Source organism: Deinococcus piscis (assembly GCF_014653275.1).
GTDB classification, from domain to species: domain Bacteria; phylum Deinococcota; class Deinococci; order Deinococcales; family Deinococcaceae; genus Deinococcus; species Deinococcus piscis.
The window spans coordinates 1-11890 of sequence record NZ_BNAL01000025.1 but is presented as its reverse complement, the minus strand read 5'-3'; the positions used below and the strand labels follow the sequence as shown (position 1 = coordinate 11890).

5 protein-coding genes are annotated in these 11890 nt (G+C 61.4%); all 5 read left to right on the top strand.

Annotated features, from left to right (window positions below):
• Position 1 precedes the first annotated feature (1 nt).
• The 5 genes from IE158_RS09665 to IE158_RS09645 all read left to right on the top strand — a co-directional run bounded on the left by IE158_RS09665 (position 2) and on the right by IE158_RS09645 (position 11836).
• Complete coding sequence (locus tag IE158_RS09665) at positions 2–2818, top strand: DUF8741 domain-containing protein (protein ID WP_189643480.1); 2817 nt, start codon at positions 2–4, stop codon at positions 2816–2818.
• On the top strand, positions 2815–6975 hold the full coding sequence (locus IE158_RS09660) for an Eco57I restriction-modification methylase domain-containing protein (protein ID WP_229839038.1): 4161 nt from the start codon (positions 2815–2817) through the stop codon (positions 6973–6975). Before IE158_RS09665 ends, IE158_RS09660 begins: the two co-directional genes overlap by 4 nt.
• Positions 6968–7768, top strand: coding sequence for an ImmA/IrrE family metallo-endopeptidase (locus IE158_RS09655; protein WP_189643479.1), 801 nt, complete (start codon positions 6968–6970; stop codon positions 7766–7768). The genes IE158_RS09660 and IE158_RS09655 overlap by 8 nt, the downstream gene beginning before the upstream one ends.
• A 301-nt stretch (positions 7769–8069) precedes the next feature.
• Complete coding sequence (locus tag IE158_RS09650; protein ID WP_189643478.1) at positions 8070–11459, top strand: DUF4357 domain-containing protein; 3390 nt, start codon at positions 8070–8072, stop codon at positions 11457–11459.
• Positions 11456–11836, top strand: a complete 381-nt coding sequence (locus tag IE158_RS09645; protein WP_189643477.1) for a 5-methylcytosine restriction system specificity protein McrC — start codon at positions 11456–11458, stop codon at positions 11834–11836. The genes IE158_RS09650 and IE158_RS09645 overlap by 4 nt, the downstream gene beginning before the upstream one ends.
• The last annotated feature ends 54 nt before the right edge of the window (positions 11837–11890 follow it).

Below are 11890 nucleotides of genomic sequence, written 5' to 3'. Positions count from 1 at the left end.
TATGGCTTTTGATATCGGTTCGATGGTGCGCGCCCGTGGGCGTGACTGGGTGGTGCTCCCCGAAAGTAGCCTGGAATTCTTGTTGCTCAAGCCCCTGGGAGGCAGCGACGCGGAAATCACGGGTATTTACACTGGAGAAGAAGGCGGGGAAGAGGTCCGTACCGCCGCGTTTGATGACCCCAGCCCTACCGCATTTGGAACCGCCAGCGGAGCCAAGTTGCTGCTGAATGCGGCCCGTTTGGCGGTGCGCAGCGGCGCAGGCCCCTTTCGGTCGCTGGGCCGCTTGGGCGTGGAGCCGCGCCCCTATCAGCTCGTGCCGCTGCTGATGGCGCTGCGCCAAAGCCCCGCCCGCCTTCTGATTGCTGATGACGTGGGGATCGGCAAGACGGTGGAGGCCGCCCTGATTGCCCGCGAACTGCTGGACCGGGGTGAAATAGACCGGCTGGCCGTATTGTGCCCGCCGCATCTCGCTGACCAGTGGGTGGAGGAGCTGCGGGTCAAGTTCGGGATTGACGCCGTTGCGGTGCTTCCAAGCACTGTCCGCAGTCTGGAACGTGGCTGTAATCCAGGCCAAAGTATCTTCGAGCGCTACAAATTCACAGTGGTGAGCCTCGACCTGGTCAAATCGGACCGTTGGCGGCAGGATTTCCTGACCAGTGCGCCAGAGTTCGTGATTGTGGACGAGGCCCACGCCAGTGCCGAGGGCGCAGGCATGGGCACCAAGCGGCATCAGCGCTACCGCCTGCTGGAAGAGCTGGCCGCTGACCCTGAGCGGCACCTGGTGCTGGTCACCGCGACCCCCCACAGTGGCAAAGAGGACGCCTTCAGAAGTCTGCTGCGGCTGCTCAACCCCGACTTTGCCAATTTGCCGCTGGACCTCAGTGGGGCCCAGAACGAACGTGCGCGCGCCACGCTGGCTCGCCACCTGGTGCAGCGGGGCCGTAAGGACATCAGTGAGTATTTGCAAGAAGGCACGCCTTTTCCTGCTCGGCGGGACGCGGAGCTGCAATACACCCTGCACCCTGATTACGCGGCGCTGTTTGATGATGTGCTGGCCTATGCCCGCGAGAGTGTGCATGTGCCCGGCGAAGCCCAGAGCCGCACCCGCATTCGCTGGTGGGCGGCTCTGGGCCTGCTGCGTGCCCTGGCGAGCAGCCCGCAGGCCGCCGCCGCCACCCTGCGCGAGCGAGCTACGGGCGAGGGCGAAACTGATGAGGCTGTGATTGACCGCCTGGGCCGCGAACTGGTGCTGGACCCCGAGGAGGGTGAAGAAGGCGGTGTCCTGGACATGACCCCTGGAGCGCAGATTGACAGCGCGGAAAGCGAAACCACCCGCCAGCTGCTGCGCCTGGCGGAGCGGGCTGACGCGCTGGCAGGGGCCAAAGACCACAAGCTGAAGCTGCTGACCACTCAGGTGACAGAGTTGGTTGGGCAGGGCCTGGCTCCCATCGTCTTTTGCCGCTTCATCGCCACGGCGGAGGCGGTGGCCGACCACTTGAGGAAAGCGCTGAAAGACACTGAGGTGATGGCTGTGACGGGCCGCCTGACCCCCGATGAGCGAGTGGCCCGCATTGAGGAACTGGCCCAGGCCGAGCGCCGCGTGCTGGTCGCTACCGACTGCCTCTCCGAAGGAATCAACTTGCAAAATGCCTTCAGTGCCGTGATTCACTATGACCTGCCGTGGAACCCCACCCGCCTGGACCAGCGCGAGGGCCGGGTAGACCGCTACGGGCAACGTGCGCCCGAAGTGCGGGTGCTGACCATGTACGGCGCAGACAACCGCATTGACACCCTGATTCTGGACGTGCTGGTCCGCAAGCACCGCCTGATTCGGGCCACCCTGGGCACCAGCATTCCCGCTCCCGAAGAAGCCGAAAGCCTGCTGGATGTGCTGCTCAGCCGCGTGCTGGAAACGGACTCGCGGGAAGCCATTCAGCCGCTGCTGTTCGAAGACATACAGGCGTTTGACCTGAAGTGGCGCGACGCTGCCGAGAGCGAAAAGAAGTCGCGTAGCCGCTTTGCTCAGCACAGCATCCGCCCCGAAGAGGTGGCGGGAGAGTTGGCCGCCGTGCGCGAAGCTCTGGGAGACGCACATGCTGCGCAGGACTTTGTACTCGAAGCGCTGGGCACTGCTGGCGTGAGTGTCAGTCCACGGCTGGACGATAGCTTCGAGGCCGACCCCGCCCAGGCTGACATTCGGCCCGAGTTCCGCGACTTTCTTCGGGCAGCGCGGCGTTTCCGCTTCAGCCCGCAGGCGGATAGAGGCGTGGTACCACTGGCCCGCAACCATCCCTTAGTTGAGCAGCTTGCCAGCACCGTGCTGGGTCAGGCGCTGGACGCCCCAGAGGAGGCTGCTGCCAAGCGAGTAGGTGTGATTCGCACTTCGGGCGTGAGCACCCAGACCACCCTGCTGCTGCTGCGCCACCGCTTCCACCTGACGGGGCGCAAGGGCAACCGCACCTGGCAGACCCTGGCTGAAGAACTGGACCTGCTGGCCTTTGCAGGCCGCGCTGAGGAACCGACGTGGCTGACCCCAGAGGAGACCCTTGCACTGCTGAGCCTCACCCCAGAAGGCAACCTTGCCCCGGAACAGAAGACCGAGCGGCTGACCCGCGCCCTCAGCGACTTGCGCAGCATGGACGGCGTGCTGATGAACCGCGCCCAGGAGCGGGCCGCTGCCCTGCTGGAAGCCCATGAGCGGGTACGCGGAGCCGCCAGAGGTCAGGGCGTGACTTATGCGGTGGAGCCACCCGGTCCACCTGACCGCCTGGGTGTGTACCTTTTCCTACCGGTGCCCAAATTGGGAGGGTTCCAGTGACTTCCACGCAGCTACAGCATGTGCGGGTTTATGGCCTGGGCCTCACCGACGATTTCCTGCTGCAACTCTCGGACCGCGCCCAGACCGCCAAGCTGGCAGGGGCAACGCCCAGCAGCTACGACCTTGCGCCCAAGATGACCCTGGAAGAAGCGGTGCAGGACGCCTGGGACGATGCCCGCAAAGCCTGGCTACGTTATCAGCAGCACGGCACCGATGTCTGGGCAGGTTGGGTGCGCCCGCTGCTGAGAGTGCTGAACTATTCCTTTGTGGGGACAGGGGCCGCCAGCGGCAAATACGCCGTGAGCAACCTCGCGGAAACGGGCGATGTCCCGCTGCACTTTACCCGCCACCTGGACCTGGACCGCGTGACTGATGAAACGGGCGTGCGGGTTAGCCCACACGGGCTGATGCAGGGCTACCTCAATGCCGAAGCGGAGCATCTGTGGGGGCTGGTGACCAACGGCGAGACGCTGCGGCTGCTGCGCGACAACGCCCAGGTGACGCGCCCCGCCTACGCTGAGTTCCAGATAGGCGACATCATGCGCACCGAGGATGCCCGCGCCTTCCGGGTGCTGTGGCTGCTGCTGCACCGCTCACGCCTGCGCGGGGGCAAGCAAGGGCCGCTGGAGGCCTGGAACGAGGCCAGCAAGGAACTGGGCCAGCGGGCCAACGACACCCTGCGCGACGGGGTCAAGCAGGCCGCAGAAGCTCTGGGCACCGGATTTCTGCGCCGTAATCCTGAGCTGCTGGAGAGAACCCGTAGCGGTGGACTGACCCCCGGCGACCTATACCGCGCGTGCCTGAACACCGTGTACCAGATGGTCTTCCTGTTCGTGACGGAAGACCGCGACCTGCTGTTTGCCCGCCGCGAGGACGGCGAGTACCAGCCCAATGCCGTCACCCGTGCGCGCGCCGCCCACTACCTCACCCGTACCCTGCGTCAGAAAGCGGGGGCCGTGACCGGCAGCAGCCAACACACCGACGCCTATGAAGCCTGGGAGCGGCTGCTGGGCTACCTCCGCACAGGCTTCGAGCCGTTGGGCCTGCCTGCGCTGGGGAGCCTGCTGTTTCAGCCGAATGCACTGAGTGGCCTGCGCCTGAGCAACGCCGACTTTTATGCAGCGGTGCGCTCACTCAGCGAAATCAGCGTCAACGGCAGCTTGCGCCCCGTGAACTACGCGGCCCTAGATTCCGAAGAACTGGGCAGCATCTACGAAAGCCTGCTGGAACTGGTGCCACGTATTGAGGTTGGCCCGCGCTTCTCGCTGGCGGTGCTGCCCGGCAATGAACGCAAAACCACCGGCAGCTACTACACCCCCAGCTCTCTGATTGAACTGCTGCTGGAATCGGCGCTGGACCCCGTGATTGAGAACGCTGTGCGGGACAAGCTGCCTGAAGACGCGGTGGCTGCACTCAAGAACCTCAAGGTGATTGACCCTGCCTGTGGCTCTGGGCACTTCCTGATTGCCGCCGCCCGCCGCATCGGGGCACGGCTGGCCGAGCTGGAAGAGGAGACGGGTCAGCCCAGCCCGCGCGCCCTGCGCCGCGCCACCCGCACGGTCATCGCGCACTGCATTTACGGCGCGGACATCAACCCGATGGCCACCGAGCTGGCAAAGGTCGCCCTGTGGTTGGAAAGCCAGGACGCAGGCAAGCCGCTCGCTTTCCTGGACCACCGCCTGCGCGTGGGCAACAGCCTGCTGGGCACTGCGCCTGAGCTGATGAATGCCGAGGATGAGATTCCCGAAAAAGTGATTCGGAGGCAACTCTACCCCGCGCAAAAAGCCCAGACCCTCCACCTGCCCGACGCCGCCTTCAGCCCGCTGGAGGGTGACGACAAGAAAACCGTCTCCGAGCTGAAAAAGCGCAACAAGGCCGAGCGCGAAGACCTCATCAAGCAGGCGCACGGGGCGCAGACCCTCTTTAACCTCACCGAAGACCTGGCCCCCATCACCGCGATGGTCAAGGCCCTGGGCAACATCGAACCCGAAGACCTGCTGCACGTGCAGACGCAGGAAGGCACCTGGGCCGCCATTCAGCGCAACCCGCACATGCAGAACAAAAAACTGCTGGCCGACGCCTGGGCCGCCGCCTTCGTGCTGCCCAAAGTCGCGGGTGCGCCTGCCATTACCAGCTACACCCTGCAAGCGCTGAGGGACAACCCGCAGGCCGAGAGCCTTGCCCCGGTGCGGCAAGCCGTGGCCGAGGCCGCCGCGCAGTACCACTTCCTGCACCCGCACATAGAGTTTCCCGACGTGTTTGGCGACGCGGGCAAAGGCGGCTTCGACTGCGTGCTGGGCAACCCGCCGTGGGAGCGTATCAAGCTGCAAGAAAAGGAATGGTTCGCCCAGCGAGTGCCCGAAATCGCCACCGCGCCGAACGCTGCCGCCCGCACGAAGCTGATTAAAGACCTCAAGACCGAGCGCCCGCAGATTTACGCCGACTTTTTACGCGACCTGCGGCAAGCCGAAGGCGAAAGCCATTTCATCCGTGCCAGCGGGCGCTACCCACTGACCGGGCGCGGCGACGTGAACACCTACGCCATTTTCAGCGAGGCGAACCGCGACAGCCTGAACGCGCATGGGCGCATGGGCATCATCGTGCCGACGGGCATCGCCACCGACGACACCACCAAATTCTTCTTTCAGGATTTGATGGACGGTCAAAATCTGGTGAGCCTGTACGACTTTGAAAACCGAAACGCGATTTTCCCCGGCGTACACCGCTCATTCAAGTTCTGCACCCTCGGCGTCAGCGGCAAGGACGACAAGCAAAACGCCGCCCAGTTCGTTTTCTTTGCGCTGAATGCCGAAGAAGTGCGCGACCCCGACAAGGCTTTTACCCTCTCGCCGCAAGAAATCGCGCTGCTGAACCCCAACACCCGCACCGCGCCCGTGTTCCGCAGCGCCCGAGACGCCCGCATCACCAAAGAGATTTATCAGCGCGTGCCGGTGCTGCTGAACGAGGCGACGGAGGAAAACCCGTGGGGTATTCGGTTTATGGCGATGTTTCACATGTCCAACGACTCTGGCCTGTTCCGCACCGCCGAGCAGCTACAGGCCGACGGCTACACGCTGGACGGCAACCGCTACCGCAAAGGCACAAGCGAACTGCTGCCGCTGTACGAAGCCAAGCTGATGCACCAGTTTGACCACCGCTTTGCAACCTACACGCCAGAGGGCGACACGCGGGACATGACCAGCGCCGAAAAAGCCGACGCAAACGCTTTGCCTTTGCCGAGGTACTGGGTGGAAGCTGGGGAAGTTGAAAGCCGTCTAATTCAGAAAGACAAAGACGGGCGCGTGATTTGGGAGTGGGATAAGGGCTGGTTGATGGGCTTTCGGGATATTACCAACGCCACCAATGAGCGCACCGCTCTTTTTGGGGTTGAGCCACGCGCTGCTATCGGTCATACCAACCCATTATTTTTCGCTGAGGTGGACGCGAGGACTCAGGCGGCATTGTTGGCAAACCTGAATGCATTTATTTCCGATTACTCTGCTCGTCAAAAAGTAGGCGGCACTCACTTGACCTATGGCTTTCTCAAGCAATTCCCCGTTCTCCCTCCATCATCCATCACCCATCATCTATCATCCTTCATCACTCCCCGCGTGCTGGAACTGACCTACACCGCCCACGACCTCACGGCCTTTGCGCGTGACCTGGGCTACGGGGGCGAGCCGTTCGTCTGGAACGATGACCGCCGCTTCTGGCTGCGGGCCGAACTGGACGCGCTGTACTTCATCCTGTACGGGATTGCACGGGAGGACGTGGATTACATCATGGACACCTTCCCGATTGTGCGGCGCAAGGGCGAGGCGGCGCATGGGACGTACCGCACCAAAGAGGCTATTTTGCGCGTGTACGACGAACTACACGCTTTGAAACTAGAGAATATCGGCTTCTTTAAAAGCTTGGTACCCGGCGGCGAACCTGCTGGGGGCTGGAAAGTCGAACAACCGGAGGCTACGCCCGCCATCAGTCCATTGATTAAGAGCCAAGAAGCGCGTGAGGCATTCATGGAGCTAATCCCCAATCACCCGATACTTGCCGATTTTGCCTTTCAGGAAGAGTTATATGCGAATCGAGCAGCACGCTCTGGACAGAATACGAAGCAGCGTTGGGCTGATTACATAGTACAATGTATTCGTGAATGAACGCCTACTGCACTCACTTGGTAAAGATTTCTTAGACTATCTGCACGAATGGCATGCGGTGACGGGCTATCTGCCCTTTCAGGAATTAGCCGCCGCAGAAGACTTAAAGGTAGACGATACGGCTGATATTGAAGACCAGTACATCAAGCCTAAGCGCTTAATTCTGCTTAACCGGAATCAAGGAGTTCGGCGTAAGCGGTTTACTGGTATGCACGAGATTGCCCACCACGTTTTCAAAACATCTGAAGATGGCAGATTCGTTCGTGAACTTGAGCGTATATTTCCAGGAAGTCTAGACGCCCGAAGGGAGTTTGAGGAAGTTTTCGTAGAGCTTGGTGGTTTTCAACTTCTTATTCCTCGCCCCACGTTTCTAGAAGTATGCGCCAACTATGAAGATGATGCTAAACGCGCTCAAATTCTAGCTATCAAGGCAGGGTGTTCTTTGGCTGCGGCTGGACAACGTATTGCACTAGATGCCACTCGCCCTGTCGGAGGAATCATTCTCGATACAAATGGATTTGTATCAGACTTTTTCGTAAATCAAATTAAAAAACATTTGAGAGCTGGAAGACACTTTGTAATTGACGATTCCCACCCTATAAGACAAGCACCATTTAAACCCAATGAGGTCGAATATTTCAAGGCTACCATTCCCTACAAGTTCAGCCGTAAAAAGTACGCACGGTATATGCAAGGTCTCTACGATGAGAAGAGAGGGCAGATTATTGTGTTTTTCAATGCCCCTCATAGCAAGAAACGCGGTTACCACTCGTTGTTTTCGGATTTTGCCTAAGCGTGGGCTGGGGCTGGAGCGGCTGGGCGAGTATCGCAGCCGGGTGCCTGGCGGGGACGTGGCGGGGGGGTGGGGACCGGGGTGAGCCATACGGCCACCTGAAGAGAGTGCGCTGCACTGGGAATATTGGACTGGGAAGGTGTGGGGTTCGGCGGACTTCTTTTCTGGGAAATTCGGCCAGTGGCCCGACAACCATGTTGTAGACAGCGCCCCCGCCCTGGATGGCTCTGGTCTGAATGGTCCTGCACTGTCCCTGCTCAAAAAGTCCTTCTGGAACAAATGATCTCGTTAGACTGACCCTATGACCCAGCCAGACACTTCCCGGCCTGTACCGACGTTTGTCATCAACGCGGGAGGTGCTCAGGCGCGGGCCACGCCGACCATTCGCAGCGGGCATCTGGACGGGCTGACGGTGCTGGTCGGCAGTGTGGCGCGGCTGGAAGAAGTCCCCTCATTTCAGGGCACTGCTGCTCAGCGGGAGCGGCAGACTTTGCTGGCGGACGGTGTGCTAGAGGAGCGCGGCGGCGTGCTGGTCTTTGCCTGCGATTATGCCTTTCCTAGTCCCAGCGGGGCCGCCGCTGTGGTGATGGGCCGCACCGCCAACGGCAACGTGGAGTGGCGCGCCGAAGGAACGGGGCAGACGTTGGGGGAGTGGGCGCGGGAAGCGCGTATCTTGCTTAAGCGTTTGCCACAAGGAATGAATGCCGCAGGACATTTTTTGACTGTTGATGCGGTGGGCAGTGCTGCGCCGAGCAGGGCCACCGAGAAAACCCTCCGGACCATACCGTCCACCCCCACACCAGACGCTTCAGAGTTCACCTGGAAGCCGTTCTTCCGCGAACTGGCCCTGCGCCTGCTGGACTACCAGGAGCGCCAACCCGAGCTGGTGCAGGTGCTTCGTGATGCGGGCGTCCGCATTCAGCACGACGAGAGCATGGACCTCAGCGTGCTGGACCCTTTGTCCTTCTTCTCGCTTATCCTCAAGCATCAGGCGGACAGCTCTGTTCTGCCCATCCTGGCAAGGGTAAAGGAGCGGCTGAACTTGCAGGCTCCGGTGCCCTCTGACCTGGTTGGCGTGCCCTGGAGCAACCCCATGAACGCCTGGTTCTTCGCCTACCGGAGCAAGCGCCAAGAGGGCGACCTGCCCACACTCTGGGCTTTGGCGCGGCAGGCAGTCGCGGGTGAGCTGGACGCGCAGACCTTCGCGGCGGCCCTCGCCATTCGCCAGGTCGCGTTGCCCAAGCTGACCCAGGGCCTGTTCTGGCTGAACCCTGAGCGCTATCTGCCCCTCAATGGGGTCAATGTGCCCTACCTGGAGAAGCGGGGGGTGAGGGCCAGTCAGGTACAGCACCTTGCGGACTATCACGCCGTATTGGAAGCGGTCCGCCCTCTGGCCGTTGACTTTGCCACCCTCTCGCAGCTGGCCTGGCTGGAAAACGAGCGCTACAAAAAAGAAGCGGTGCTGACAGAAGGCTGCTTTCCCTTCACGCAGTTTTGTCAGGATGCCCAGGACTTTTCGGATGACCGGGTCAAAGGCAACATGGTCTTGGACCGTAAATATGCCCCGTTGCTGTTGGAGCTGCTCAGTGGTCCGGGTCTGGGCGCGTTGCAGCCGGGCCGCTCCCCGTACTCAGGCAAGACCCAACTGGTGGTCAAGGTCAGTCTGGGCGGTGGAGTCAAGATGGATGGCCGGTCTTTTGGCCGCGCTCTGCTGCTGGCTGAAGATGGCTACGAGTATGTGCCGCTGCCACAGGGCCTGACCCTGGAAGTTGGCCTGCCCGATGGCAAAGGCGACGGCCCAAGAGAAAGGTTGCGTCAACCGGAGTGGATGGCCGCCTTGCTCGAGGCGTTGTTCGCCCCAGTGCCCACTGTGGCCGCGCCCACATTGACACTCAATGCGGACTTTGGAGCGGTGGTCCTGCATCCCCTGACTGTTGCCGGACGCCCCCATGTGGAGGCGTTGCTAGAGCAGTACGTGGCGGGCGCGGGTAAAAGCCGCCGCCTGCGCGTGGGGCTGAGCCTCACCCCTGCCGAGTTGGAAGCTGGCAACTTCGCCGAAGTGTTGGAAGGTGCGTTGGCCTACGCAGACCGCCTCACCGCTCTTTTTGAAGCCCTCACGCCGCCGGAGTCGCCCACACCTGAGGCTGAAGCCATTCGGCCTGTGCAGCCTGCCCATGCGCAGCCTGAGGACTCGCCCGCGCCTGCTGCTTTTGTCCCTGTGCCAGGCGTTCCCCTCAATCAAATTCTGTACGGGCCTCCCGGAACGGGCAAAACCTACCGCGTGGTGGACCGGGCGCTGGCAATTCTTGACCCTGGTTTCTTGGAGTCTCAGCCCACCCGCGCAGAGTGCAAGGCCCGCTACGACACTCTGGCCGCGCAGGGACAGATTACCTTTGTTACGTTCCACCAGTCCTTCGGGTATGAGGACTTTGTAGAAGGAATCAAACCCGCCATGAAAGGTGGACAACTCAGCTATGAGCTAGAGGATGGGCTGTTTTTGCAGGCGGTTGGGGCGGCAAGTGGTCAGACGGGGACGCAGACTGAGTCTGCGGCAGTCAACCCACATGGGCAGGTCTGGCGAATCTACATTGATGGCACGGTCCCAGTCAGCGAGGTCAGGCGGCGCAGTTTGGACCGGGGCGAAATGCGGATGGGCAGTTGGTTGGACAGCGTGTCTGCACGCCGTGAACCGCAAGCCCTTTCCTCTCTGTCCGAGGATCAACTGAACGCGCAGCAACTCGCCTTCAAAGATGGCGTGCGCGTGGGTGACTTGGTCTTACTGGCAACGGGCATGGATGTCATCGGAGCTGTGGGGGTCGTCACAGGCGACTATCACTTTGACCGCTCAGAGTCGCCTTTCGCCACCGATTATGCCCACGCCCGCCCGGTGCAGTGGCTGGCCAAGGACCTCGGCTGGTCAGCCTCGCAAGTTCTGGGCAAGAAGTTCTCCCCGCAGACGTTGCAGCGGGTGGTGGACGCGGATATTCAGCGTTTGCTTGCGCAATTGCCAGCGCAAGATACACCCCCTCAGCCTGGCCAGCGCCCCCATGTCCTCATTATTGACGAGATCAACCGTGGCAATGTCGCCAAGATTTTTGGCGAACTGATTACCCTACTCGAACCCAGCAAGCGGGCAGGGGCCGCCGAAGCTCTCACGGTACAGTTGCCGCTCAGCAAGCGCCCGCTGTCGGTGCCACGCAGTCTTTATGTCATCGGGACCATGAACACAGCCGACCGCAGCCTGACCCTGCTGGACGCCGCCCTGCGCCGCCGCTTTGTGTTTGAACCAGTCTGGCCTGAGCCAGAGGTGCTGCCTGTCATTGATATCAACGGCGACGCTCTGGATTTGCCTCAGTTCCTGCGCGCCATCAACGCCCGGATTGAGAGGCTGCTCAGCCGCGAACAAGTGATAGGCCACGCTTATCTGCTGGATGTGCCTCAGACCCTGCAAGGCGTAGCCCAGGCACTGCAACAACGTATTTTGCCTCTGCTGGAGGAATACTTCTTCGAGGATTGGGGCCAGATTCGCCAGGTGCTGGGCGACGACCAGAAGCCTCAGCAGCAGCAGTTCATCCGTGAAGTCACCGACGGCGATATCAGGCGTTATGAGCGCAATCAGGACGCTTTTGCAGATATAGAGGCTTACGTCCGTACCTACAGCGGCACCCGTGAAGCCAGCGAGACCGAATGAACGCAGAGGGGATCCATATCCTGCGTGAGTATGACCGCATTGTGCAGGGCGAAACTTCAGGCTGGCAGGGTGAGACGTTCTTTTTGGCGGCACAAAGTTTTCAGGCGCTGGTGGCCCTGATAGAACGCGAGACCGAGACGCATGATCAGAGCAACCTGAATCCCGTTGCCACGTTCAGCCACGAGCGGGGCCGTCCGGCCCTGAGGCTTCAGCAGTGGGTCGGTGTCCTGCGGCTGCCCGACGGCACGGTACTGGAAGTTTTGCCCAAAACCCATGAGCGCGGCGACGACGCACAAGCTTGCCGCGACGTGCTGCTGCAAATGCTGGCCGTCACCGATGAGCGCTTCCGCGAGGCTCTGCCTACTCTCAGTAGGTGACAACTTCACTTCCAGCCCCTCCTGGTGGGCAAAAAGGCTGGGTCAGCAGGTCTA